This window comes from Rubrobacter calidifluminis, assembly GCF_028617075.1.
GTDB classification, from domain to species: Bacteria; Actinomycetota; Rubrobacteria; order Rubrobacterales; family Rubrobacteraceae; genus Rubrobacter_E; species Rubrobacter_E calidifluminis.
Genome location: NZ_JAQKGV010000015.1, coordinates 63,812 through 89,381, shown reverse-complemented (window position 1 = coordinate 89,381; position 25,570 = coordinate 63,812). Strand labels below are relative to the sequence as shown.

The window sequence follows — 25,570 nt, the reverse complement described above, 5'->3', positions numbered from 1 at the left end:
TATCATCGCTGCTTGGGTCTTGATAGTCTGCTCACTTCTGACCCTCTAGACATAGCTCAACCCTTCGGACCTTTGCGGGCGAGAGCGACGGCCAGGATAATAATTACACCTTGTATGACCTGCTGTTGGCTGTACTCGAGTCCCATTATTGTGAGACCGTTGTTGATGAGACCAACCAACAGCGCACCCAGCACCGACCCTATAACAGTGCCGTATCCTCCGAACAGGCTCGTGCCGCCCAGGATGACAGCCGCTATTACCGACAGCTCGTCCCCCTGACCGTACTGGTACCTTCCCGATTGAAGGTACCCGGCGTAAAGCATTCCGGCTAAAGCCGCGACGATCCCGGAGGCCAGCAGCACATAGAACTTGATCCGGCGGGTCTTGATCCCGCTGAAGCGGGCAGCTTCTTCGTTACCTCCTGTAGCCAATACCTGACGCCCGTAAGCGGCCTTGCGCAAAACGAGGTGTCCTGCCACCAGTATGACAGCTAGCCAGATAAAGAGCACGGGGACGGGACCGATCTGCCCGGAGCCGAAGATGTTGTTGAACGTTTGATCAACAACGGGAATCGGAGCAGCGTTGGTTGCCCACATCGCTGAGCCCTGCGCGATCCCGAGCATGGCAAGGGTGACCAAGAAGGAGGGAATCCCAATAGTGGCCACCAGCAGCCCATTTATGCCGCCCGCGACCACGCCGGTGAGTAAACCGCAAACGATGCTGGCGAAGATCCCGTAGTCGGAGACGGTCATGGCGCTGACAACCGATGCAAGCCCGGCCACGGAACCAACAGAGAGGTCTATCTCGGCTGCGGAGATCACGAACGTCATCGCCACTGCCATCACGCCGATGATCGCCGTCTGGCGTACGATGTTCAGCAGGTTGTTGACACTCAAGAAACCTGAGCCGCTGAGCGTGATGGCGAAGAAAACGAAGATCGCCACAAAGGCGAGGAAGATCGTGTAACGGCGCCAATCGAACCCTGCAGCCCGCTCGAAGATTCGCTGTGCTACCTTCTGGCTAGATACCCTGGACAGCATGATGCAACATCTCCTCTGACTCTACGTCTTTCCTTTCCAACGTTTGTCTCACAGTCCCATCCTGAAGAACCAGGATCCGGTCGCTTACGGCCAGAAGCTCGGTAAGCTCAGAGGAGATCATGATGATTCCCTTGCCTTCTTCGGCCAGCTGGCGGATGATCTCCAGAATCTCCGTTTTAGTGCCTATATCAACACCGGCAGTGGGCTCGTCCATGATGAGGATTTCCGGTTCAGCAGCTAGCCACTTGGCGATAACCACTTTTTGCTGGGTGCCTCCGGACAGCAGACGGACGGGATCGAATATTGAGTTGAGCTTGATCTGCAACCTCTCGACGAAGGACCTCGCTACTTGCTCGCCGCGCCTGTCGTTGACCATGCCCCCGCGACCGAGCTTGCTTAGCAGGGGAAGCAACAGGTTATCCTTCAGGGAATGGTCTAGAACGAGTCCCTGAAGCCGCCGATCTTCAGGGATCAAAGCTATCCCCGCCTCCATTGCACTTTGGGTATCGTGGATGGATACACGGCGTCCCCGGATACGTATCTCGCCAGCCTCAATACGATCTATCCCGAAGAGAGCACGAGCTATCTCCGTTCGTCCGCTGCCCATCAGTCCCGCTATGCCGAGTATCTCGCCCGGGTACAGGCTGAAGGTGACATCCTGAAAGCGCCCTGAGGCAGACAGCCCCTCTACCTCAAGCAGTGGGCTTCCGTCCCTCTCTACCTGCCGCTCCTTCCACTCGAAGGCAGCTTCCAGTTTTCGCCCGACTATGTGTTCGATCACCGCCTCGGAGGTGAGATCCGCTACCTCCGCGGTGATCACACGTCTGCCGTTACGCAGGACCGTAACCCGATCGGCGATCCGGAAGATCTCCTCCATCCGGTGGGAGATGTAGATGATGGAGATGTCCCGTTGCTTCAGCTTCTTGATCAGCTTGAAGAGAGCCTCTGTTTCGGTCCTGGCAAGCGAGGCGGTGGGCTCGTCCATGATTAGAATACGTGCGTCCTGCGCCAGAGCCTTCGCGATCTCGGTGAGTTGCCAGTACCCGGTGCTCAGGCTGGCGACCACCGCCTTCGGGTTGATCATCTCATCCAGCTCGGCGAACAGCGCCCGGGCCCTCCGCTCGCACTCGCGGTCATCGAGAAAACCGGTCTTGGTGCGCGGCTCGCTATTCAAGAATACGTTCTGAGCCACGCTCAGGGTGGGAATGAGGCTGAACTCCTGGAAGATCATCGCTATCCCATGATCTTTGGCATCCTGGGTCGAGCGGATCTGAACCGGTGTCCCGCCGATCCTTATCTCTCCCGAATCAGGCACGTAGACGCCCTGGAGGATCTTCATCAGGGTCGACTTGCCAGCCCCATTCCCACCTACCAGCGCATGAACCTCCCCTTCGAGCAATTGGAAGTCCACGCCGTGCAGGACCGCATTGCCTGCAAAGGACTTGGTTATTCCCTTCAGCTCTACTGCTGTCTTCCTGGATGAGCTCTCAGCCGCCATTTTTCAACCTTTCGAAGGACAAACGCCTGTCAAGCTCATGTTTTATTGAGCTGCTTCTTTGAGCTTCTGCGGCGGTGGCTGGTGGTACGCGATCTTCCATGCTTTCAAAACGTTGTCTTTCGTTACCGGGAGTGCCGGAAGCGCTACGTAAGGCGGAGCTTTCTTGTTCAGTAGGCCATAACCGGCCAGCTTGGCCTCCGTAACGCCCTGATCGAAGGGCCGCTGGGCTCCCAACCCCTTGACTATCCCCCCCGAAGCCATGTCTATTCCTACCGGCAGCCCGAGATCACAGGTAGTCACGACCAAGTTGTTACGCGCTGCATTTCGGGCAGCAGCCATTACTCCTTCAGCTGGAACATCCCATACCGCCCACATCCCGTTGAGGTCCGCATACTTGGTCAGCATGGCTGAGGCGACCTGCTCGGCAGAGCCTGAGATGTCAGATCCGCTGAATCCCTGCTGAGCAACGATCTTGATCTTCGGATACTTCTCTTCGATCGTTTTCTTGAAACCATCGTAGCGCTCGTTGGTGACGAAAAAGTCCACAGCGTAGTAAACGGCGCCAATTTTGCCTTCGCCACCCAGGTAGAACGCCATCAGATGGGCTGCAACGGCACCGTTACCATAGTTATCGGCTGACACATCGCTGACGTAGTCTCTGCCCGGCTTGAATCCTTTAGGCACGTTATCCATAAAGACGATCGTCACGCCCTGCTTGACCGCCTGTCTGTAAGCGCTCGCGGTGGCGTCCGGATCGGTCGGGATCGAGACAAGAATATCCGGTTTCTTAGCCAAGATGGTTCTTATGTCTGAGACCTGCTTGGAAGGGTCGAAGTTCGCGTCGGTAACGGCAACGACTGGGATGCCCATCTTTTTGAACTGGCTCTTCAGGCCGTTTACCTGGCCCGTGGACCAGTCATTACCACCGTAATGGAGAGAGATTGCAGCCGTGGCTTTCTTGGCCTTGATCTGCTTCATCTCCTGATCGCTCAGCTTTATCTCGCTCGCCGGTGTAGCCTTTTCACCGTGAGGCCCTGTGCTGAGCACCTTACCCTCAATCTTCTTGAGCTCCGCCTGCAAAGCGGCCCTTGATTCACCACCGCTCTTCGAACCAGAAGACGAAGAGCCCGACCCGCTGCAGGCTCCAACGCTCAGCACCAGAAATCCAGCGCCGGCCCCAGCCAAGAAGTCTCTCCGGCTGATCTTTGGACGCACCCTTTCCATCCTTACTCCTTTCCCGGATGATCCCAGTATCTAAATTCTCTTGACTTGCGGCTTTACAGGTCGACCCAAGTCTGTTTCTCCGAGGATTCCACGATCGCATCGCAGATCTGCGCTATGCGGTGGCCGTCATGGAAGCTAGGCGAGACCGTGGTGCCCTCGATAACCGCCTTGACAAACTCGTAGCATTCGATGATTTTGGTCTCGCCGTAGCCGATACCGATGGCGGGGATGGGCCAGAGGTTTTCACCATATGGGTGAGCCGGCCCCGTATAGATGGTGCGGAACCCTCTCCGGTCTGCGGGGTCATCAGCAAAGAACACCTGCAACTCGTCTCTCCGTTCGTAGTTGAAGTAGAGGGAGCCATGATCCCCATCGATCTCAAAGGTCAGAAAATTGTTGCGGCCGTAAGCGTTGCGTGTAGCCTCGAGAGTGCCCAGCGCACCATTGGAGAAGCGTAGCGAGGTGATCACCTCATCGTCCACATCAACGGTTGCTTTCGGCGCATCAACAAGCTTTTGCGAGGCGCCCAGCTTATCCTGTCCTCCCTGCTGGATAGGACGCTTCCCGATGATAGTGCGCAGTACGGAGTTGACAGCAACGATCTCACCAACCAGATAACGGGCTATGTCCAGTACGTGTGTGCCTATATCACCGAGCGCCCCGGAACCGGCCACGGCCTTCTGAAAACGCCAGGAAAGTGGTCCGTTGGGATCGGCGGACCAATCTTGTAGATAGGTACCGCGGAAGTTGAGTATGTTGCCTATGGCACCTTCTTCGATAAACTTCTTCGCCAGAGCTACCGCCGGGGTGCGCCGATAGTTGAAGGCCACCATATGCACCACACCAGCTCTCTCGACCGCTTCTAGCATGCGCTCGGCTTCTTCGGCATCAAGGGCCAGCGGCTTCTCGCAGATGATGTGCTTGCCAGCTTCGGCTGCGGCTATGGCGATCTCGGCGTGCGTATTATTCGGTGTTGCGATATCCACGACGTGGATGTCGGGATGCTCCACAAGCTTCCGCCAGTCGCCTGTATACTTTTCGAACCCGAAACGCAGGGCGCTCTCGCGGGCGAGGTCTTCGTCGATCTCCGCGAGCATCTTGCGGTTTGGAACAGCTGGGGCAGGCCAGAAAAACATGGGCATCGCCGCGTAAGCCAGCGAGTGCGCCTTGCCCATAAATCCCCCACCTATCATTCCAATGTTGAGTTGCTCCACGACTCCTCCTAAAGTTTGCTCAGGCTGGTATTCTGGTTCAGCTTGTCACCATACAGACCAACTATTTACTGCCTACGCTACAGACAGCTTCTCTTTGAGAAACGCCTTGCTGATCTGTGCAGCCTCCTTGGGAGACCCTGCATAAGAATCCAGCTCCACCGTAATCCACCCGTCATAGCCGATCTTTTCGAGGGCACGCAGTATCTGAGGGAAGTCCTGTTTGCCTCGTCCTAGCGGCAGGAAGTTGCCGTCCTCGTAATCTTTGAGGTGTACGTAACGGATTCGATCTCCGTACTTGCTGATAAGCTCTGCCGGGTCTCCTCCACCTGCCTCTAGATGTGCCGTATCCGGGCAAAAGTTGATTCCTGTATGTAGGAAGACTTTTTCTATTTGTTCGGGTGACTCTACACAGGTGCCCAGATGGGGGTGGTAGCTCGCCACCATACCGGCCTGGTCGGCGAGATCCACAACCTTCTCCAGCCCATCCGCAAGCCTTTGGTAATCTTCTTCCGCAACACCGGTGGTACGTACAGCTCCACCCCCAACCACAAGGTGGGTGGCACCAAGATGGGCTCCAAGTTGGGCGACCTTCTTTATCTTGCTCAGCTCTTCTTCCAGTATCTCCCCGTAGACGAAGTTTGCGCCTGAGTAAACGGCGACCATCTCCAGGTTCAGCTTCTCCATCACCGTTACCAACTCGCGCTCCCGGCCGGCGTATTGCATGAGATTGCCGTCGAACAGCTCAAACCCTTCGTAGCCTGCGCCGGCGATATCTCGAAGAGCCTCCTCCGTAGATCCGTTCGCCAGGTAGTAAAGATCTTTGATGCTCGTCACCCCGGCGGGGTCACTGACCAACCCACCCCAGGTTATCGTCTGGTAGGCTAGCTTCATTCATCGGCTCCTCTCTTTTCTCCTGCTTCAGTTCAGTTTGTGTATCCAGAGACCTCTACTCTTGGAAGAAGCGAAGGCACTCACGAGCTAGGGTATTTGCAACACCCCTTCGACCGCCATCACGCTCGCACCCATTACTCCCGATACTCCTTCGATCTCGCTCAACACTATCGGCAGGTTCCTAGTCGCCAGCGGCAGCGAACGCTGGTAGACGGTGCTCCTGATCTCCGCCAAAAACGAGTGCCCTATCTGCGAGACGCCCCCACCTACCACGATCAAAGACGGGTTGAGCACGCTTACCAGGGTGGCCAGCACCCGCCCGATGAGCCTCCCGGCCTGCCGGATGATCATCACGGCTTCGTAGTCGCCCACGCTCGCCGCTCTGCTGACGTCCTCGGAGGTAAGCTCGCCTTTCCCTGCGAGCATCTCTGCGAGTACGGGAGAGAGCCCTTCTCTGGCCTTTCGCTCCGCCTCGCGTACGATGGCCGGAGCGCCTGCCATGGCTTCGAGACACCCAAGGTTGCCGCAGGTGCACACTGGCCCGTTGGGGTCCACCGATATATGCCCTATGTCTCCCGCGCATCCCTGGGTCCCGCGGTAGAGGTGCCCGTCGGCGATGATCCCTCCGCCTATCCCGGTTCCTACCTTGATGAAGAGCATGTTGTCCACGCCCCTGCCGACCCCGCCCCAGTGCTCCCCGAGAGCCATGACGTTCACGTCGTTGTCTACGAAGACCGGGGCGGCATACTCCCCGGCGAACACGCTGCGGATGGGAAATCTATCCCATCCGGGCATCAGCGGCGGGCTCCTCAAAACCCCGGCCGCCTGCTCCACAGGCCCCGGAACACCGATGCCTATGGCGAGAACATCCCTGGCGTCGGACACTTGCTCCTCAAGAAGCCCGGAGAGCATCGCCTTCGCCCGGCCGAGAATGGTCCGGGGACCCTCCCTGACATCCGCTGGCTCGGCTTTATGGGCGACGATCTCGCTGCCGAGCGTCGTAAGGGCCACATCTATGGATGTAGCTCCCAGGTCTATAGCGGCGACCAGACCCGCCGAGCGGGGGATGTTGAGCAGCGCAGAAGGCCGCCCACCCTCCGACTCGGCGAAGCCCTCCTCGGCGAGCAGCCCCAGCTCCATCAGCCGATTGACCTCACCCGAGATCTTGCTGCGGCTCGCCCTCAGCTCCTCGGTAAGCTCGCTCCGCGAGACCGGCCGCGCCTGGGCGTGGATGAAGGTCATGATCCGCGACTGGAGCCGGTTCTCGATCAGCGGGTAGCGCGCTTGCGTCTCCTTGTTCTCCGTCCGGTCTCTCATCCTCGCTCCTTCACTTCGTAATCAGTCTAGACGAGCTTATGTTTTTTTGTCAATAGGTTTTGCCAAAGATTTTCAAAAGTTTTTCAGATCCAGTCACAATGGAAGCATATATGTCCACAAGTCCGTGGTTTAAGGAGAACCGTAGGTACGGCCCGGACAGTGGTGGATCTGGGCAGGCTGGTACGCTAGCGTCTCTCGAACCGGCCGGGTTTGGCGGCGAGCACCTCGCGGATTATCCGGGCGGAGACGGCGGTCACGAGGCGATCCCACGCTGCTCCCGAGCGGATCAACTCCCGCACCCGGGTTCCGGAGATCCCCTTCTCTCTACCGGGGTACAGGACCTCTACGGCGTACCCGTGGGCCTGCAGGCGGCGGACCTTTTCCCGCTCCCAGCTCGAGTAGACTCGCACGAAGCAGGTCGCGCCGGGAGGAAAGCAGTGGCCGCAGAGCTCGGGATCCTGTATCGGGAAGAGTACGGCGGAGAACCGCCTGGAGTCGAAACCTTTAAACCGTCCCGGAGACGTCCTGGTCTGGGATGCCAGCCTACGGTATAGTTCTCGAGCAGCCTCAGCTCCCCGCAGTTTACGGAGAAGGAATGCATTCCGTGGGGGAGGGCTCCTCCACCTCCTGGACCTCCGCGGACTCATCTACGTGGGGGTGTTAACCGGCGCCAGCCTGTTTGAGCTACGTGTACTCCAGAGATTCGTACCAATCGCGGAAGTGCTCCTAGCTCTCGAACTCGAGGACAACCAAGCGCTCGACGTCCTATGACCCTTCCAGCACCTCGGCCTCTCCCCCGCGCACCAACCACCCGCCACCGTACTTCTCCAGCCTCTGCGGTACCCGGCTCGCATACTCCGTGTAGCGCTTGGAATTTTTTATACCTTACGTTGACTATTGCGTAGGCTGTCCTATCCCTCTCCCCTACTCGTCCCTGAGGTTCAGGTACTCGTCGACCCGGAACCTGAAACCCGTATCGTGGCGCCCTCCGGAGGAATCCTCCGCCACGAACCGCAGGCGCGGCCTCCCGCCGTAGCCCGCGTCCCGCAGCGCGCGGGCGAGCGTCTTCGCCCGCACCCAGAACCTCACCGACTCTCCGGGTGAGAGCGTGCACGGCAGGCTGCGCTCCCCCTCGAACCCCTCGCCGAAGAACACCCCGGAGCCGTCCGCAGGCTCCACCCCGATGCGCCGTACCTCGGCAGCAACCTCACCCGTGTTGGCGACCTCGAAGAAAGCGTACAGCGGCGAGATCTCCCGTTCGTCGGGGAGGGTGAAGGCGCCGGGCGAGTAGCCCAGAGAGAGCCGCACTCCTCCCCCGCGCCTTCGGAAAAGGAACCTCATACGTGCAAGGATAACACCCACTCAGCCGCCCAGCGCATCCCGGATTATGCGGTCGTGGTCGAAGGCGAGCTCGACGACCGCGGGGTCCAGAAGCAGCGCCTCCGAGGCGTCGTCGGAGCCCCGGGGCCCGGCGTCGCCCACGGGATGGGCCAGGAAAGCCACCGAGACGTTGTGGCCCCGTGGGTCCCGGGCCGGTTCGGAATAGACCCCGACGAGCCGCTCCAGCTCGACCTCGAGCCCGGTCTCCTCCCGGACCTCGCGGCGGGCGGCCTGCTCGACCGTCTCGCCGACGTCCACGAACCCGCCCGGCAGCGCCCAGCGACCCCTGAAAGGTTCGTTGGCCCGGCGGATCAGGACGACCCTGCCGTCCCGGTCCGGGATCACGACGTCCACCGTGAGCTTCGGTGTCTCTGGTGCGGGCATATCCGGCAAACCTCCTCTCGAAACGACACCGCGCTCTCTTTACCCGTACGCGCGGTCCTTAACCCCGCCCCTCTGGGACCAGAGCGGCGAGCCCGGCCCCGAGCAGGCACAGAACGGCCGAGACGGCGAAAGCAACTGCGAACGCCACCTGTGCCGGTCCTCCGGGGGTGGTGAACCCGGCGAGGAGCGCCGCCCCGACCTGCCCTCCGATGCCACCCCCGACCCGACGCAGGACGCTGTTCAGCGCGTTCGATATGCCCGTGTCGCGCACGCTCACGGCGCGGGTGACGAGGTTCCCGCCGGAGCTCACGCCGAAGCCCATCCCGAACCCGAACAGGAACATCTCCGGCCCGATCCGCCAGGGCTCTTCGTGCCAGACGGCGAGCAGCATCCCGCCGGTGAAGGTCCACTTCGATCGCAACCGGCGGCCGATGGCTCCCGAGAGGGGTCCAGCGGCGAGCTGCCCCAGGGCGCCCGGCATCAGGAAGAGCCCCGCTCCGGCGGCCCCGTGCGCGAACTCTAGAGCCGGGGGATCAAAAGTCCCGCTCGATGGTCGGGATCGCCGCCGTCTGCTGAAAGGCGAAGGCGATGTCCGCGACGAGGAGCGCGACGGAGACGGACCGGTAGCCACAGGGGCCGTCTTCGCGTGATGAATCCCGCAAACTGGCAACAAGCCCTCCCGGTGATGTTCTGGCATTGCGCGCGCCGCCCGGCCTCCACGAGGCGTTATCCTTTGTGTGCATGGTGCGGGAGAGGAAGACATGAAGATCCTTGCGGTCAGCGACGAGGTGGAGCGGGTGCTCCACGGGCCCGCGCTCGAGTCCTACGCCGGGAGGGTGGAGGCGGTCGTCTCCTGCGGAGACCTCCCCTTCGACTACCTCGAGTATCTCGTCACGGTCCTCGGCGTACCCCTCTTCTACGTCCTCGGCAACCACGACCCCGCTCCTGAAGACGGGAAGCATCCCGGCGGGTGCACCCCGCTCGACGGGCGTATCGAGGAGCTCGGCGGGCACGCCCTCGCCGGCCTCTCTGGATGCCGGCTCTACTCGGACGGTCCCAACCAGTACACCGAGCGCCAGATGCGCCGCCGCGCCCGACGACTCTCTTCACGCATAAGGAGGCGCACGCTGTTCGGCAGACCCGCCCCCGACATCTTCGTCTCCCACGCGCCGCCCTTCGGCCTCGGAGACAGGGAGGACGTCTGCCACACCGGCTTCGAATCGTACCTCAAGCTCATAGACCGCCACCATCCGTCCCTCTGGCTGCACGGCCACGTCCACCTCTACGGTCCGGAGCCGGAGCGTGTAACAAAGAGGGGCTCGACCCGGGTGGTGAACGTCTTCGGACACCGCATCCTCGAGGTGTAAGAGATGTCCCAACCCTCTCTTGTCGCCCGGCTCCGGGCGGTATAAATTCTCGTTCGTGGCGGGCGATCTCATCGGCACCGGAGCTCAGGCAGACCAGGACTTCAGCGTGGCGCGCAGGAAGGCCTTCCTGCGCAGGCTAGGTGCCTTCCTGCGCAACGACCCGGCCTCGAACCAGCTGCTCTCCTTCGAGGAGGTGAAGAAGGCGCTCGGGGCCGTCGAGCAGGTCTACCTCGGGATGCGGGTCGTCCCGGTCGACAAGATCGTCGGCAGCGTCGGGCGCCACCGCGACTTCGATCGGGCCTTCCTGCCCTCCAAGCCGGATCTCGGCACCCGCTGGAAGCGGATAGACCAGCTCATGCAGCGCGCCGAGGAGCTGCCCCCAGTGAGCCTCTACAAGATCGGGGACGCCTACTTCGTGCAGGACGGCAACCACCGGGTCTCGGTCGCCCGCATGCAGGGGGTCGAGATGATCGACGCCGAGGTGACCGAGCTGCGCACCCGCGTCCCTATAGACGCGAGCATCACCCCCGCGGAGCTTTTGCACAAGCTCGAGCAGCGCAGGCTGTTCGAACGCCTCCCGATGGACCGCGTCCTGCCGGAGATAGAGGTGCGCTTCTCGGACGTCGGGGACTACCGGCGGCTGGCCTCCTACATCGAGGCACACGGCTTCAGGCTCTCCCAGCTCTGGCACCGCTACGTCTCCCCCGAGGAGGTCCTGCGCGACTGGTACGAGTACTCCTACCGCCCGATATCCGAGATGATCCGGGAGGAGAGGGTGCTCGACGCCTTCCCCGGCCGCACCGAGCTCGACCTCTACCTCTGGATCGTCGAGCACCGGGAGCGGCTCGCGCTCGAGACCCGCGACGAATCGGTGAGCCCCTCCGACGCGAAGGAGGATCTCCTCCGCCGCGAGCGCAGAACCCTCCGCCTGCCCCTGCTGCACCGGGACGGCGACCACTGAGGTGAACCTTCGCAGGGAGGGCGGAACTTGCACCAGGACGCTGATGCGATAGTCGTCGGGGCGGGGCTCGCGGGGCTGGTCGCCGCCTGCGAGCTCGCCGGGGCCGGAAGGCGCGTGATCCTGCTCGACCAGGAACCCGAACGATCGCTTGGCGGACAGGCGTACTGGTCCTTCGGCGGGCTCTTCCTCGTCGACTCCCCCGAGCAGCGGCGGTTCGGGATAAGGGACTCGGTGGAGCTCGCGCTCCAGGACTGGATGGGAACCGCGGGCTTCGACCGCGAGGAGGACCGCTGGGCGCGCCGGTGGGCCGAGGCCTACGTGGAGTTTGCCGCGGGCGAGAAGCGCCCCTGGCTCCGGAGCCTCGGGGTCCGCTTCTTCCCGATAGTCGGCTGGGCCGAGCGCGGGGGCCGGGGGGCCTCCGGGCCGGGCAACTCGGTCCCGAGGTTCCACATCGTGTGGGGCACAGGCCCCGGTCTCCTCGAACCCTTCGTCGAGAGGCTCCGCGCGGCCGAGAGGCGGGGCAGGGTCTCGCTCCGCTTCAGGCACCGGGTCACGGCGCTCGAGGCGGAGGGCGGTCACGTCTGCGGCGTGCACGGTGAGATCCTCGAACCTGGCGGCGCGGAGCGCGGGAGAGCGAGCTCGCGCCGGGTGGTCGGGGAGTTCTCGCTCCGGGCTCAGGCCGTCATCGTCGCCTCCGGCGGGCTCGGCGGCAACCACGAGCTGGTGCGCAGAAACTGGCCCGGATGGCTCGGACGGCCACCGCGACGGATGCTCTGCGGGGTTCCAGCCCACGTCGACGGCGGGATGCTCGAGGTCGCAGCCAGAGCCGGGGCCCGTCTCACGAACCTCGACCGCATGTGGCACTACACCGAGGGGATCGAGTACCCGGACCCGATCTGGGAGAACCACGGCATACGCATCCTCCCCGGTCCCTCCTCGCTGTGGCTCGATGCCCGCGGCCGCCGGCTGCCGGCCCCCCTCTTCCCCGGCTTCGACACCCTGGGCACCCTCCGGCACATCCTGCAGACCGGATACGACCACACCTGGTTCGTGCTCACGCGCCGGATACTAGAGAAGGAGTTCGCCCTCTCCGGCTCGGACCAGAACCCGGACCTGACCGCAAGGAGCGTCCCCCGGGTGCTCGGGCGGCTGCTCCCGGGTGCGCCGGCCCCGGTGAAAGGGTTCCTGCGCGCGGGCCGGGACTTCGTCACCGCCCGCACCGTCCCCGAGCTCGCGCGGAGGATGAACGCCCTCACAGGCGGCGACCCACCCCTCGATCCGGCGCTGCTGAAGGAGGAGATCGTCGCCCGCGACCGCGAGCTCGCGAACCCGTTCGGCAAGGACCTGCAGGTGGCGGCGATCCGGGAGGCCCGCCGCTACGCGGGCGACAGGCTCATCCGGGCCGCAAGGCCCCACCGGTTGCTCGATCCCGGCGCCGGCCCGCTCGTCGCGGTGCGGCTGCGCATCCTGACCCGCAAGACCCTCGGCGGCATACAGACCGACCTCTCCTCGCGGGCGCTCGGGGCCGACGGCACACCCATCCCGGGCCTCTACGCCGCCGGGGAGGCGGCAGGCTTCGGCGGCGGGGGGATGCACGGCTACCGCTCGCTCGAGGGGACCTTCCTGGGCGGGTGCCTGTTCTCCGGCAGGGTGGCCGGACGGGCCGCAGCCTCGGACGTCCTGTAGGAGCTCAGCCGGCCGGGAAGATCTCCTTGACACCCACGATGTGGTACCAGCCCGCCGGGATCCTGTCGTAGCGCACCACCGTGCCGGGCTCGGGCGCGTGGATCATGCGCCCGTCGCCGGTGAGGATCCCGACGTGGGTTATCCCGGGCCCGTAGCCGCTGGCGTACCCGAAGACGAGGTAGCCCCGCCTGAGGTCGGTGCGCGGGACTTTCCTTCCCACCGGGCTGTCGTACTGCTGGGCCGCGTTGTGCGGCAGGCTCACGCCGAGCTGCCCGAAGACCCGCATCGTGAGCCCCGAGCAGTCGACGCCGTTGCGCGAGGCCCCGCCGTAGCGGTAGGGCACCCCGAGCCAGCTCCTGGCCACCCGCAGCACGTCCGCCCCGGTGTATCCGCTCTGACGGCTGCGGACGTGGCGCACGACCTTCACAGCATCCGCGATGATATACCCCCGGGAGCTCGACTGGCGGGTGATCTTCACCCGCCACCGGTCCCCGGCCCCGAGCCGGAAGACCCCGAGACGAACCCACCTGCCGCCGTTCCTGCGCTGGTCGACGTGCATCCAACGCCAGCCGGAGGTCGTCCTGACCCCGACGCGCACCCGCCCGTTGTAGCCCTGGTCGGCCGGCCAGCGGGCGTAGACCACGTAGCGCGCCGTCCGCGGGACCCGAACTTTGAACGAGGCCGGGTCCTGCTTTCCGGCCGGTTTCGCGAAGCGGTAGTTTCTGCCGTACTTCTGGTCGCTCCAGTGGCTGTAACCCCACGCCCGGGAAGCGGAGAACCTCCCCTTGGTGGCGTTGTCCACCACCTGCGTGTAGGAAGCTGCCCCCGCGACGGGCACGAGCCACAGACACAACAAAAGTGCCGCGGCCATGGAAAGCGCGGCAGAGAGAACTCTCGATCTCCGGTCCATTTCCCCCCTCCAAGTCCGGACTATCCTGGATTGTTTTATGCAGTATATAAGAGTGTGATATTCGCCGCCCGAAAAGCGCGGGCGCCAGCCCTCCCCTACTCCCTGTCCCCCTCCGTGGCCCGCCGGTAGAACTCGTAAGGAGCCTCGAGAAATCTCAGGTATGACTCCGACGCCTCACGCACCAGGCGCTCCATGGCCTCGAGCTGACTTCCGGCCAGCTCAGAGAGCTGCCGGGCGATGCGCTCCCCGCCCTCGGCCTGCGCGGCGAGTTCCCTCTGCAGGCCGCCGAAGAAATCCTCGAGGAGGCGCGTGCTCTGCTCCTGCACGGCGTTCGTCCGCTCGAGCACCTCACGGTAGGCCTCCAGGCTCTCCCTGAGAGCCTCGCCGGTCCGCCGCTGTCCCTCGAGCGCCTCGTCCACGACCTTCACGTAGGACTCCATCGCCCGGGCGAGCGCCCGGTTGGCCTCCGCCTGGCTCTCGAGGAGCCCCCGCAGGCTCTCCGCCCACCCCTCGACGAGGCCGGTGTTCCTCTTCTGGGCCTCGATGAAGTTCTCCGCGAACGCCCTGTAGGAGTCTCCCAGCGCCGCCGCGATCTCCCGTCCCGCCTCCGGTTCCCTCTCCGCCACCTTCTACGACCTCCTTCTCCCCCATCTGTATTGTATTGTAGTCGTTTGAGAGGGTGTCCCGCCGGGCACAGAGAGACTTTGGAAAGAATCTCAGGCGAAAGGAGCGTGGTAAAGATGCGCGCGATGGTGACCCCGGAGTTCGGACCACCGGAGCTCTTCGAGGAGCGGGACGTACCCCGCCCGGAGCCGGCTCCGGGCGAGATACTGGTCAGGGTCGTCGCCGCCGGCACCAACCCGGTGGATGCCAAGATCCGGGCCGACGGCACCGCCTTCGGGCTCGAGACCCCGCTGGTCCTCGGCGCGGACGTCTCCGGGATCGTCGAGGAGGTGGGCCCCGGCGTGACGGAGTTCTCCCCCGGCGACGAGGTCTACTACACACCCGAGATCTTCGGCGAAAAGTCCAACGGGAGCTACGCCGAGTACAACGTGGTCCCGGCGGCCATCGTCGCCCCCAAGCCGCCCTCGCTCTCGCACGAGGAGGCCGCGGCGGTCCCGCTCGCCGGGGGCACCGCCTACGAGGCGATCGTGCGCCGGCTCGACGTGAAGGTCGGGGAGACCGTCCTGATCCACGGCGGCGCCGGCGGGGTCGGGTCGTTCGCGATCCAGATAGCGAAGGCCGCGGGAGCCCGGGTGCTAGCGACGGCGGGCCCGGACAACCAGAAGACCCTCGAAGACCTCGGCGCCGACGTCGCCATAGACTACCGCAGCCAGGACGTCTCCGAGGTCGCGCTCTCCGAGACCGGCGGAGCGGGCGTGGACGCGGTCTTCGACACCGTCGGCGGCGAGACCTGCGCGCAGAGCGCCGCCTGCACCCGGCCCTTCGGCAGGGTCGCGACGATCCTCGGGGCGCAGGGCGACCTCACGCAGCTCTACCTGAAGAACCAGACGATCTACGGCGTCTTCCTCACCCGCGAGAGGCGACGCCTGGAAGAGATGACCCGGCTCATCGAGCGGGGGCAGATGAGACCGCTGCTCGACGAGGTGCTCGACCTCACCCAGGTCGCCAAAGCCCACGCGCGCCTCGACTCCGGTCACGGACGCGGCAAAATCGTGCTGCGCGTCTCCTCCTGAAAACGAAGGAAGGCTAAGGTGTAAGGACCATGGACACCAGAAGCGTCACCCTCAAACGCGAGATAGCCCGCAGGATGGAGGAGGGCCGGGAGCGCACCCGGATGCTGCTCTCCACCGTCTCCGACGAGGACCTCTACGCCCAGCACAGCACCATCATGAGCCCCCTCATCTGGGACTACGGCCACATCGGCAACTACGAGGAGCTCTGGCTCCTGAAGGAGGTGGCGGGGAGGGAACTCTCCGACCGGGAGCTCTTCGACATCTACAACGCCACGCTCACCCCGCGCAGCGAGCGCCCCTCGCTGGAGATGCTCGACCGGGAGCAGGCCGACCGCTACCTGGACACCGTGCGCGCCGCCGCGCTCGAGGTGCTGCGCGAGGTCGACCTCGAGGACGGCGGCCCCCTGCTCGAGGGCGGCTTCGTCTACAACATGGTCCTCCAGCATGAGGCCCAGCACAACGAGACCATGCTCCAGACGCTGCAGCTCATGCGGGGAGAGGGCTACCGGCCCGAACCCCGCAGGCATCTCCCCCCGGCGAACCCACCCGAGGAGGAGATGGTCCACGTCCCGGCCGGGGCGTTTCTCATGGGGACCGACGATACCGCGTGGGCGCTCGACAACGAGCGCCCGGCGCACGAGGTCGATCTGCCCGGCTTCTACATAGACAAAGCACCCGTCACCAACGCCGCCTTCCTCGAGTTCGTCGAGGACGGGGGCTACCGGAGAAAAGAACTCTGGGAGCCGGAGGGGTGGGCTTGGATCCGCGAAGAGGAGATCACCCACCCCATGTCCTGGCACCGGAGCGCGGCCGGCGGGTGGCGCATCCGGCGTTTCGGCTTCGACGAGCCGCTCGACCCCGAGACACCGGTCATGCACGTCTCCTGGTACGAGGCCGACGCGTACGCCCGCTGGGCCGGCAAACGGCTCCCGACCGAGGCCGAGTGGGAGAAAGCGGCCTCCTGGGACCCCGAGAACGAGACCAGGCGCCTCTTCCCCTGGGGGGACGATCCTCCGACGCCCGAGAGGGCGAACCTCGACCAGCTCGCCTTCCGCCCGGCCGGGGTGGGCGCCTTCCCCGAAGGTGCCAGCCCCTACGGCGTTTTGGGCATGATCGGGGACGTCTGGGAGTGGACCGCGACCGAGTTCTCCGGCTACCCCGGCTTCGAGAGCTTCCCCTACCGGGAGTACTCCGAGGTCTTCTTCGACGACGGGTACATGGTGCTGCGCGGCGGCTCCTGGGCGACCCGTCCCTGCGCCATCCGCAACACCTTTCGCAACTGGGACTTCCCGATAAGGCGCCAGCTCTTCGTCGGGTTCCGCTGCGCCCGCAGCGAGTAGGGATGTGCCGCCTGGCCGCCTACCTCGGAGGACCCGAGGCGACCGTCTCCTCGCTCGTGCTCGAGCCGCCCCACTCGCTGCTCGTCCAGAGCCACGCCCCGCGGGAGATGCTCTCCGGCACGGTGAACGCCGACGGCTTCGGGGCCGGGTGGTACGTGCCGTGGGCCGGCGAGGAGCCCGCGCTCTACCGCTCGACGCGTCCCATCTGGTCCGACCGCAGCTTCGCGAGCATCGCCCCGAGGACCCGCTCCCGCTGCATCCTCGCCGCCGTGCGCAGCGCCACCCCGCCGCTCGTGGCGGAGGAGAGCGGCACCCCGCCGTTCTCCTCGGGCAGGTACCTCTTCGCGCACAACGGGGCCATAGAAGGCTTCCAGCGAAAGGTCATGCGACGGCTGCGCCACTCCCTGAGCGACGAGTCCTACGCCGCGCTCTCCGGCGCAACGGACTCGGAGACGATCTTCGCCCTCCTGCTGGACCTCCTGCGGGAGAACGAGGACCCCGGCGCCGCGCTCGCCGGGACCGCCCGCAGGGTCGTGGAGCTCTGCGAGGAGCGGGGCGCGGCGGCCCGGCTCAACCTGGCGGTGACCGACGGCGGGACGATGGCCTTCACCCGCCTCGCGAGCCGGGGGAGGGCGGACTCGCTCTACGTTCTCGAGGACGGGGCCGCCTTTCCGCAGGCGACCGTCGTCGCCTCCGAGAGGCTCGACGGCGACCCGAAATGGCGCGAGGTCCCCGAGGGGCACCTGCTCTCGGTCTCGGGGGCGGGCATCACCCTGAGGCCGCTGTCGTGAGCGGGGATGCGGTCCGTGTGGGCGTCCTGAGGCGGGGGACGGCGAGCCCGTCGGAGGAGCTGCGGGCGGGGCTCGTGGCGAAGGACTTCTCGCCCTGGCCCAAGTACTTCTACGACGAGCGCGGCTCGGCGCTCTTCGAGGAGATAACCCGCCAGCCCGAGTACTACCAGACCCGCACCGAGCTCTCCATCCTGCGCGAGCGGGCCGGGGACATCCTGCGCAGGACCGGCAGCCGGGAGCTCGTCGAGCTCGGCTCCGGATCTGCGAGCAAGACCCGGATCCTGATCGAGACGATGCTCTCCCACGACGGCCGTCCGGTACGCTACGTGCCGCTGGACGTCAGTGAGAGCGCCCTGCGCGAGAGCGGGACGAGGCTCTCGAAGGAGTACCCGGGCCTGGAGGTGAGGGGCTACGTCGGGGACTTCCACGCCTCGCTGGGCGATCTCCTGGCCAGGCCCGCCTCCGGGGAGAGACTCATCCTCTTCCTCGGCGGCACGGTCGGCAACTTCACCCCCGAGAGAAGGAGGGAGTTCCTCTCGAAGCTGCGCGCGGGGATGGAAGCCGGGGACCACCTGCTGCTCGGCGTGGACCTGGTCAAGGACCCCGGCGTCATCGAGGCGGCGTACGACGACGCCGCGGGTGTGACGGCCCGGTTCAACAGGAACCTGCTACGCGTCGTGAACCGCCACCTCCGGACCGACCTCGACCCGCGTCGCTTCGAGCACCGCGCCTTCTACGACGCAGAGGAGAGCCGCGTGGAGATGTGGCTCGACGCCGGAATGGAGCAGGGCGTGCGGGCGGGAGAAGAGGAGCTCGTGCACTTCGAGGCGGGCGAGGGGATGCGCACCGAGATCAGTGCGAAGTTCACCCCACACTCGGTCGAGGAGGTTCTCCGGGGGGCCGGGCTCTCCCTCGTCGAGCTCTACACCGACGGGCGCGGGTATTTCGCGCTCGCCCTCGCCGGGGTGGGGTGAGAAGGCTCAGCCGGTTCCGCCGGGACCATGGCGGCGGCGCAACGCCTCGAGCAGCATCCGCACCGCCAGCGGCCGCACGAGGTCCCTTCCGGCGATCCTGGCCCGCTCCTCCTCGGAGCCATCAGATTCCGGGACGAGCCGCGCCGCCGCCGAGACGAGCTGCGGCGAGTTCCCGTCGGCGTTCTCGAGCCGGTGGCTCAGGTAGGCGAGCGCGACCCCGCCGAGCAGCGGATCGAGGCCGCCCCGCCGTTTTTCGCCCCGGCTCTGTCCCTCGAGATCCGAACCGTGGACCAGCAGCACCGAGGCGATCGCCCCGAGCGCGAGCATGAACGCGGCGAGCCGGAAGATGTCCACGGTCCCGTCGACGAAAGAGGCGCGTGCTATCCGCTGCACCTCGCCGAAGAACGGGATACGCTCGAAGCGCGGCGGGGCCCCTTTCAGGCCCGTGCTCCCGGCGGTGGTCCCGGCATCCTGGACGCCATGGATGATCCTCTGTTTGATCTGCCCGGTCAGGTGCGGGGCGTTCAGGTTCTGTATCTTCTGGCGCACGTAGTCGTCGTAGCGGTTGGTTAGGATCGCACCCCAGAGCGCCACCCCGAAGGCGGTCCCGACCTGCCGGCAGACGTTGTTCACGCCGGAGGCCATCCCGGAGAGCCTCTGGGGGACGGTCCCCACGGCGGTAGTCGAGATCGGGGCGTTCACCAGCCCATTGCCGAGCCCGGCGACGACGAAGGCCGGCAGCAGCACGACCCAGTCGGATGCCGTGTCCCGCGGCGAGATGCGCGTCATCAGGAACGCCGCGACCGCGAGCAGCGCCATCCCGCAGAAGAGCACGGGCCGCGGGCTGAAGCGACCGCTCAAATTCCCGGCGAGCGGCGCGGTGAACAGCACGAGCCCGCTCAGCGGCAGGAGCCTGAGCCCCGTCTCGAGCGCGCTGAAGCCCAAAGCGTTCTGCAGGTACAGCGTCAGGTAGAGAAACAGCGAGTAGAGCCCGGCGCTCAGGGTGAAGGCGGCTATCGCCGCACCGGTGAAGCTGCGGTTCTTGAAGAGCCTAGGGTCCACCATCGGGTGCTTCATCCGCAGTTCGCCAGCGACGAAGGCGACGAGCGCGATCGCCGCGACGACGAAGAGCGCGACGATGTAGGAAGAGGTCCACCCCCGGTCCTGGCCCCGGATCAGGGCCAGGACCAGGCAGAAGATGCCCACGGTCACCGTCGCGAGCCCGAAGAGGTCTATCGAGCGCGGGGCCCTCTCGTCGCGGGTATCCCTTATCGCCCAGGCGGAGAGCAGGATACCCGCGGCCCCTACGGGTATGTTGATGTAGAAGATAGACTCCCAGCTGACCTTCTCGACCAGAAAGCCCCCGACGACCGGCCCCACGGCGGTGGCGAGCCCGCTCACCCCGCCCCAGATCCCGATCGCCGTCGCCCGCTGAGGCCCCTCGAAGGTCGCGGAGACTATCGCGAGGGAGACCGGGAGCATCACCGATCCGCCCACCCCCTGTATCCCGCGCGCGGCGAGCAGGAGGTCGATGTGGGAGAGTCCGTCGAACGAGACGTGCCCGGAGAGCCCGCACAGGAAGGAGCCGACGGTGAACAGCCCAAGCCCGAACATGAACACCTTCTTGCGCCCGAAGATGTCCCCGACCCGCCCGGAGGTCACAACGAAGACCGCGAGCGCTATCGTGTAGGCGTCAACCACCCACTGCAGATCGGAGAAGCTCGCCCCCAGGTCCTTCTGTATCACCGGTAGTGCCACGTTGACCACGGTGACGTCGAGCAGGACCATGAGCAGACCGAAACAGCAGGCAGCGAGCGCCCACCACCTGCGGCTCGCGGAAGAGGGACCGGCTATCCTTCGAGACGCGGACACCCCATGAATCTACCTCCGGAGGGGATTATCTAAACCCCCTCATGAGGTACGGTCAGGCTCCTCCCCGACGAACGGCGGCGAGACGATGCTCAGCCCCCCGTCGACGACGAGTGTCGTCCCGGTGATGTAGTCCGCCTCCTCGGAGAGCAGGAAGAGGGCGGCTGCGGCCATCTCGGCGGCGGTCCCGACCCGGCGGCGCGGGATGCGCGAGACGACGCTCTCCATCGGCGGGATCTGGGGCATCCCGTAGAAGTAGTGGAGCGAGTCGGTGTCGATCAGGCCGCCGCTCAGGGCGTTCACCGTGATCCCGCGCGGGCCGTACTCGGCGGCCATCGAGCGGACCCAGGATTCGATCGCGGCCTTCGCCGCCCCCATGTTGGCGTAGGTGGCGAAGGTGCGCTGGCTGCCGTAGCTGGAGAGCGCGAGGATCCTGCCGCCGCCGGCCATCAGCTCCGCGGCCCGCTGCGCCCCCAGGACGAAAGACTGGACGTTGAGCGCGAAGGTGCGCCCGAGGTGGTGCGGCCCGTACTGGCCGACCTTCTTGAAGGCGCTCGCTCCGGCGCTCGAGACGAAGATGTCCAGCCCGCCCCAGCGCGCGGTGAGCTCGTCGAAGAGCTCGTCGTTCGCCCGCGGGTCCTCGAGGTCGGCGGAGAGCGTGATCGCCTTCCCCCCGGCCCGCTCTATCTCGGCTGCGGTCTCCTCGGCCGCATCTTTCCGCTCCTTGTAGTGGACGGCGACCTCCGCGCCGCGCTTCCCCAGGGCGACGGCTATCGCCCGGCCGATGCCGCGCGATCCTCCGGTGATGAGAGCCCGCTTTCCTTCGAAAGACATTAAGATCCCTCCTTGCCCAACAACTCCCGCGCGATGAGCGCCTTCTGCACCTCGGCCGTCCCCTCCTCGAAGCGCTGCACCCGCGCGTCCCGGTAGATCCTCTCGATCGGCGAGGCGAAGTAACCGACCCCGCCGTGTACCTGAAGCGCCCCGTCGGTCACCCGCTGCAGCATCCCGGTGGCGAACAGTTTCGCCTTGGAGGAGGCGACGAGCCCGCCCTCCCCCGTCTCCCATCTGGAGGCGGCCCACCGCACGAGGTGGCGCGCCGCCTCGATCTCGGTCGCCATCTCCGCGAGCGTATGCTGCACCGCCTGCCGGGCGGCGAGGGGCCGGCCGAAGGTGACGCGTCCCCTCGCGTGATCCACCGCCAGCTCGAGCGCCCTCTCCGCGAGCCCGACGCAGCTCGCGGCGACCGCGATGCGACTCGGGGCGAGAAAGCCCTCGAAGGCCACCGCGAGCCCCTCGCCCTCCTCCCCGAGCCGGTTCTCGAGCGGGATTGGGACCCCGCGGAAGCTCACGCGGGCGTAGTCGGTCCCGCGCAGCCCCATCGCGGGCGGCATCGGGCGCGCCTCGACGCCCGGCGTATCGCGGGGGACCATGAGCGCCACCGTCCCCTCCGCGCCGGCCGTGCCCTCGAGCCGGGCGAAGGTGAGCAGGTAGTCGGCGGTGAGGCCGAAGGTGATCATGTGCTTCTCCCCCGAGAGCAGGTAAACCTCTCCGTCCCGCCGCACGCTCGTCTTCAGGTCCGCCCCGGCCCCGGAGTCGGGCTCGCTCATCGTGAAGGCCGCCGTCACCTCGCCGGCGACCAGCGGCCGCACGAACCGCTCGCGCTGCTCCCCGGTCGCCCGCCCGTCCACCGCCCGCCAGATGCCGTTGGCGACGTGCACGATCGTCCTGATCGTGCCGTGGGTGCGGCCGAAGAGCTCGACGAGCTCGACGTAGCGCGAGAAGGGCACCCCCGCCCCGCCGAGCTCCCGCGGCGCGGCGAGGTTCAGGTATCCCCGCCGGCGCAGCTCCTCGCGCACCTCTCCCGAGTCAGTTTCACCCTCCTCGAGGGCGGCGGCGATCTCCTCGGCTCTCCCTTCCACGAAGGCGGAGATCTCATCCTCGAGCCGCCGGAATTCCCCCGGGCTCATGCGAGCCTCGCCGCCCGCTCGCGCAGGACGTACTTCTGGATCTTGCCGCTCGCCGTCCGGGGCAGCTCCTCGACGACCTCGATCCTCTCGGGCCAGTACTGCTTGGCCATCCCGCGCGCGAGCAGGTACCCTCGCACGTCCTCGAGCGTGAGGGTGGCCCCCTTGCGCAGGACCACGTAGGCGCAGGCCCGCTCCCCGAGCCTCGGGTCGGGCATCGCGACGATCGCCACGTCCGAGACCGCCGGGTGCTCGTAGAGGAGCTGCTCGACCTCCGCCACCGGCACCTTCTCCCCGCCCCGGTTGATGATGTCCTTCACCCGCCCGGTGATGCTCATGTACCCCTCGTCGTCCACGACCGCGAGGTCCCCGGTGTCGAACCAGCCGTCCGGGCTCACCGCCGCCCGGTACCACTCCGGGTGGTGCAGGTAGGTGGTGAACAGGCAGGGCGTCCTCACCTGGAAGCGCCCCTCCCTGCCGGCGGGCAAGGGATTGCCCCCGTCGTCGACGACGCGCATCTCCATCCGGGGCAGCAGCCGCCCGTCGGTCTGCCAGGTCTTCTCCGGCGGGTCGTCGGGCGTGCCGGCGGTGACCAGACACCCCTCCGTCGTCCCCCACGCCCCGCACACGCTCGCCCCGAGCACCTCGCGCGCCTCCTGCGCGAGCTTCCTGGGTACCGAGGCGCCGGTGGCGACGAAGATGCGCAGATCCTCCGGGCTCTTTCCGGTCTCGTTGACCGCCTCGACCAGATCGACCAGGAACGGCGTCGCAGCCTGCACGAAGCGCACCCCGTACCCGCGCACCAGCTCGAGGCCGCGCCTCCCGTCCCAGACATCCTGGTAGACCGCGGTCGCCCCGAGCACCATCGCGAGCCACATCCCGTACAAAAAACCCGTCTGGTGGGCGCAGGGGGAAGGGACGAAGACGGTATCCTCCTCCCCGAGCCTGAAGTGCTCGATGTGCAGGAGGTCGGCCAGGATGAGCGCGTTGTGCACGTGCACGACGCCCTTGGGCTCCCCGGAGGTCCCGGAGGTGTACAGAAGCTGCGTCGGGTCGGAGGGCGAGGGGCGGACAGCCTCGAGCGCCTTGCGGTCGGGTTCGGCCTCGAGCAGCTCCTCGAAAGGCTCGGCCCAGGCGGGGACCTCATCCCCCACGACGAAGACGCGTTCGAGCCGCGGCAGGTCCTCCCGCAGGCCCTCGACCATCCGCGGGTAGTCGAAGTTCCGGAAGCGGTCCGGGACGACGAGGATGCGGCTCTCCGACTGGCCGACCATCAGCCTGAGCTCCCGCTCGCGGAAGACCGGGATGAGCGGGCAGCTTACCGCGCCGATGCGCGAGAGCGCGAGCTGCAGCGCGACGAACTCCCAGTAGTTCGGCAGCTGGAAGCAGACCACCTCCCCGGGCCTCACGCCCAGCCCGAGCAGCGCGGTGGCGATGCGGTCCACCCGGTCTGCGAGCCCGGCGAAGCCGAGCACCACCCTCCGGCCCCGGCTCTCGTCGACGAGGGCAGGTTTCTCCGGCTTGTTCTGCGCGTGCTCGTGCAGGAAATCGGTTATGAGGCGCTCCGGCCACTCCCCCTCCAGGAGGTGCGGATAGACCGGTGCCATGAGGTCCTTCGGATCAGGCATGGGTCGTGGCGCGGGTGCGCTGCTCGACGCGCATACTCAGACCGATGCCGTTCATGTCCTCCAGGAAGCGCGGGTAGGAGATGCGGTAGGCGTTCGGGAAGGTCAGGCGCGTCTCGCCCTCCGCCGCCCCGCCGGCCACCGCGAGCGACATCAGGATGCGGTGGTCGTTGAACGAACTCAGAGCCTGCCCCCGGAGGCCGCGCACGCCCTCGACGACGATCGTGTCCTCCGTCGCGCTCATCCTCGCGCCCATCCTGGTGAGCTGCAGCGAGGCCCTGACCCGATCGGACTCCTTCCTGCGGGCGTGGGCGACGTTCTCGAAGACCGTCCGGCCCTCGGCGAGCGCGGCGACCGCGCACAGGGCGGGCAGCGCGTCCGGGAAGTCGGTGCAGTCTATCTCCATCCCGCGCAGCGGGCTCCCGTCGTGCACCACCCGCAGCTCCCTGCGGTCGTCGGCGAAGTCCATCGGCAACCCCATCTCCGCGAGCACGTCGAAGATTGCCCGCTCGGGGTGGTCGTCGCAGCTTCTCGTAGCGGTGAACAGCAGGTCGGATGGGTGCATCGAGGCGGCGGCGAGCCCGTAGGCCGCGGAGGAGACGTCCGAGGAGAGGACGAGCCGGGGCCGGTGACGGTAGTTCTGGTCGCCGGGCACCTCGAAGCGCCTGTGGTCCGGGGAGACCCCGACCTCGATGCCGAACCTCTCGAGCATGCGCACCGTGAGGTCGAGGTAGTGGCGCTCGTTGATCTCACCGACCACGTCGATGACGGTGTCGCCGGTCGCGAGCGGGGCGACCATGAGGAGCCCAGAGATCCACTGCGAGAGCGTCCCCTCGATCTCGACGCGTCCGCCCTTCGGGCGCCCGGGGTAGACCGTGACCGGCAGGCGCCCGCCCCCGGAGGCCTCGAGGTGCACGCCGATCCTCCTCAGCCCCTCGAGCAACGCTCCGATGGGGCGGTTGCGGAGCTGTTTCTCGGCGTCGAAGGTGACGGGCGATTCGGAGAGGCACCCAAGCCCGATTATGAAGTACGCGAGGCTCCCGCAGCTCCCGAGCGGGATGCGCTCCCTCTGCGGGCGGTAGGACCCGCCGCGCACCGCGTAGCCCTCGTCGGTCTCCTCGACCTCGGCCCCGAGCAGGCGCAGCGCCCGCACGGTGTGCCAGACGTGCTTCGCGTCGCTGCGCCCGACTATCCGCGTGGTGCCCGGGGCGAGCGAGCCCAGGATCAGAGCCCGGTGAGCGTGGTACTTGGAGGGCGGGACGCCGATCGTCCCGCGCAGCGGTCCCTCCACCCCGCGTACGCACAGGTAGCCCATGTCTCTCTACCCCCTCTCTTCCGGCACCCGGCGCAGCCGCGCCCGGATCACCTCGCAGGTTGCTGTGTTCTCTTTCACGAAAAGGAGTATATTCCCGCTGCCAGGTCACCGCCGCAACGG

At 66.0% G+C, this 25,570-nt stretch carries 26 protein-coding genes; 7 read left to right on the top strand and 19 right to left on the bottom strand.

Translation table 11 applies throughout. The annotated features are described in order from the left end of the window. Window positions 1–56: 56 nt before the first annotated feature. The 12 genes from PJB24_RS12630 to PJB24_RS12580 all read right to left on the bottom strand — a co-directional run bounded on the left by PJB24_RS12630 (window position 57) and on the right by PJB24_RS12580 (window position 9,610). A complete protein-coding gene (locus tag PJB24_RS12630; protein WP_273846390.1) occupies window positions 57–1,040 on the bottom strand; it encodes an ABC transporter permease in 984 nt (327 codons plus the stop codon). Next, the gene (locus PJB24_RS12625; protein WP_273846389.1) at window positions 1,021–2,538 is read right to left on the bottom strand and encodes a sugar ABC transporter ATP-binding protein; all 1,518 of its coding nucleotides are present in this window, start codon (window positions 2,536–2,538) and stop codon (window positions 1,021–1,023) included. The genes PJB24_RS12630 and PJB24_RS12625 overlap by 20 nt, the downstream gene beginning before the upstream one ends. A 42-nt stretch (window positions 2,539–2,580) precedes the next feature. Beyond that, window positions 2,581–3,762: a substrate-binding domain-containing protein gene (locus PJB24_RS12620; protein ID WP_273846388.1), complete on the bottom strand. Its 1,182-nt coding sequence runs from the start codon at window positions 3,760–3,762 to the stop codon at window positions 2,581–2,583. A gap of 53 nt (window positions 3,763–3,815) precedes the next feature. Further along, complete coding sequence (locus PJB24_RS12615; RefSeq protein WP_273846387.1) at window positions 3,816–4,976, bottom strand: levoglucosan dehydrogenase; 1,161 nt, start codon at window positions 4,974–4,976, stop codon at window positions 3,816–3,818. A gap of 72 nt (window positions 4,977–5,048) precedes the next feature. Then, entirely contained in the window at window positions 5,049–5,867 is an 819-nt protein-coding gene (locus tag PJB24_RS12610) for a sugar phosphate isomerase/epimerase family protein (protein WP_273846386.1), read from the bottom strand. An 87-nt stretch (window positions 5,868–5,954) separates the two neighbouring features. Beyond that, window positions 5,955–7,184, bottom strand: coding sequence for an ROK family transcriptional regulator (locus PJB24_RS12605; protein WP_273846385.1), 1,230 nt, complete (start codon window positions 7,182–7,184; stop codon window positions 5,955–5,957). Between the two features lie 185 nt (window positions 7,185–7,369). Then, entirely contained in the window at window positions 7,370–7,594 is a 225-nt protein-coding gene (locus tag PJB24_RS12600; RefSeq protein ID WP_273846383.1) for a nucleotidyl transferase family protein, read from the bottom strand. A 355-nt stretch (window positions 7,595–7,949) separates the two neighbouring features. After that, window positions 7,950–8,066: a DUF1330 domain-containing protein gene (locus PJB24_RS15945; RefSeq protein WP_420541942.1), complete on the bottom strand. Its 117-nt coding sequence runs from the start codon at window positions 8,064–8,066 to the stop codon at window positions 7,950–7,952. Between the two features lie 42 nt (window positions 8,067–8,108). Next, a complete protein-coding gene (locus tag PJB24_RS12595) occupies window positions 8,109–8,492 on the bottom strand; it encodes a hypothetical protein (RefSeq protein ID WP_273846382.1) in 384 nt (127 codons plus the stop codon). 54 nt (window positions 8,493–8,546) lie between these two features. Continuing rightward, a complete protein-coding gene (locus PJB24_RS12590) occupies window positions 8,547–8,948 on the bottom strand; it encodes an NUDIX hydrolase (protein WP_273846381.1) in 402 nt (133 codons plus the stop codon). 58 nt (window positions 8,949–9,006) lie between these two features. Then, entirely contained in the window at window positions 9,007–9,429 is a 423-nt protein-coding gene (locus PJB24_RS12585; protein ID WP_273846380.1) for an MFS transporter, read from the bottom strand. 52 nt (window positions 9,430–9,481) lie between these two features. Further along, window positions 9,482–9,610, bottom strand: a complete 129-nt coding sequence (locus PJB24_RS12580) for a hypothetical protein (protein ID WP_273846379.1) — start codon at window positions 9,608–9,610, stop codon at window positions 9,482–9,484. Window positions 9,611–9,709: 99 nt separating this feature from the next. Between PJB24_RS12580 and PJB24_RS12575 the strand changes: the two genes are divergently transcribed. The 3 genes from PJB24_RS12575 to PJB24_RS12565 are packed head-to-tail and all read left to right on the top strand — an operon-like array spanning window position 9,710 to window position 12,962. After that, window positions 9,710–10,315, top strand: coding sequence for a metallophosphoesterase family protein (locus PJB24_RS12575; protein ID WP_273846378.1), 606 nt, complete (start codon window positions 9,710–9,712; stop codon window positions 10,313–10,315). Between the two features lie 55 nt (window positions 10,316–10,370). Then, window positions 10,371–11,276, top strand: a complete 906-nt coding sequence (locus PJB24_RS12570) for a hypothetical protein (protein ID WP_273846377.1) — start codon at window positions 10,371–10,373, stop codon at window positions 11,274–11,276. Window positions 11,277–11,303: 27 nt separating this feature from the next. Further along, entirely contained in the window at window positions 11,304–12,962 is a 1,659-nt protein-coding gene (locus tag PJB24_RS12565; RefSeq protein WP_273846376.1) for an FAD-binding dehydrogenase, read from the top strand. Between the two features lie 4 nt (window positions 12,963–12,966). Here the strand turns inward: PJB24_RS12565 and PJB24_RS12560 are convergent, their stop codons facing one another. Beyond that, a complete protein-coding gene (locus PJB24_RS12560) occupies window positions 12,967–13,872 on the bottom strand; it encodes a golvesin C-terminal-like domain-containing protein (RefSeq protein ID WP_273846375.1) in 906 nt (301 codons plus the stop codon). A 95-nt stretch (window positions 13,873–13,967) separates the two neighbouring features. Further along, entirely contained in the window at window positions 13,968–14,498 is a 531-nt protein-coding gene (locus tag PJB24_RS12555) for a hypothetical protein (protein ID WP_273846374.1), read from the bottom strand. Between the two features lie 114 nt (window positions 14,499–14,612). On the opposite strand from PJB24_RS12555, the gene PJB24_RS12550 reads away from it, so the two are divergent. From PJB24_RS12550 to egtD, 4 genes are read left to right on the top strand one after another with little or no spacing between them, the layout of a single operon-like run. Then, a complete protein-coding gene (locus PJB24_RS12550; RefSeq protein ID WP_273846373.1) occupies window positions 14,613–15,569 on the top strand; it encodes a zinc-dependent alcohol dehydrogenase family protein in 957 nt (318 codons plus the stop codon). A 29-nt stretch (window positions 15,570–15,598) separates the two neighbouring features. Beyond that, entirely contained in the window at window positions 15,599–16,909 is a 1,311-nt protein-coding gene (egtB, locus tag PJB24_RS12545; RefSeq protein WP_273846372.1) for an ergothioneine biosynthesis protein EgtB, read from the top strand. A gap of 2 nt (window positions 16,910–16,911) precedes the next feature. Beyond that, complete coding sequence (egtC, locus tag PJB24_RS12540) at window positions 16,912–17,700, top strand: ergothioneine biosynthesis protein EgtC (RefSeq protein ID WP_273846371.1); 789 nt, start codon at window positions 16,912–16,914, stop codon at window positions 17,698–17,700. Between the two features lie 17 nt (window positions 17,701–17,717). Continuing rightward, entirely contained in the window at window positions 17,718–18,674 is a 957-nt protein-coding gene (egtD, locus tag PJB24_RS12535) for an L-histidine N(alpha)-methyltransferase (protein WP_273846370.1), read from the top strand. Window positions 18,675–18,680: 6 nt separating this feature from the next. Here egtD and PJB24_RS12530 read toward each other — a convergent pair whose 3' ends face one another. Genes PJB24_RS12530 through aroA form a run of 5 tightly spaced genes read right to left on the bottom strand, consistent with a single transcriptional unit; the run spans window position 18,681 to window position 25,450 of the window. Continuing rightward, window positions 18,681–20,546: an MFS transporter gene (locus PJB24_RS12530; RefSeq protein ID WP_273846369.1), complete on the bottom strand. Its 1,866-nt coding sequence runs from the start codon at window positions 20,544–20,546 to the stop codon at window positions 18,681–18,683. A gap of 39 nt (window positions 20,547–20,585) precedes the next feature. Further along, the gene (locus PJB24_RS12525) at window positions 20,586–21,377 is read right to left on the bottom strand and encodes an SDR family oxidoreductase (protein WP_273846368.1); all 792 of its coding nucleotides are present in this window, start codon (window positions 21,375–21,377) and stop codon (window positions 20,586–20,588) included. Next, window positions 21,377–22,513: an acyl-CoA dehydrogenase family protein gene (locus tag PJB24_RS12520; RefSeq protein WP_273846366.1), complete on the bottom strand. Its 1,137-nt coding sequence runs from the start codon at window positions 22,511–22,513 to the stop codon at window positions 21,377–21,379. The genes PJB24_RS12525 and PJB24_RS12520 overlap by 1 nt, the downstream gene beginning before the upstream one ends. Then, a complete protein-coding gene (locus tag PJB24_RS12515) occupies window positions 22,510–24,117 on the bottom strand; it encodes an AMP-binding protein (RefSeq protein WP_273846365.1) in 1,608 nt (535 codons plus the stop codon). Before PJB24_RS12515 ends, PJB24_RS12520 begins: the two co-directional genes overlap by 4 nt. Before the next feature lie 13 nt (window positions 24,118–24,130). After that, a complete protein-coding gene (gene aroA, locus PJB24_RS12510; protein ID WP_273846364.1) occupies window positions 24,131–25,450 on the bottom strand; it encodes a 3-phosphoshikimate 1-carboxyvinyltransferase in 1,320 nt (439 codons plus the stop codon). Window positions 25,451–25,570: the final 120 nt, after the last annotated feature.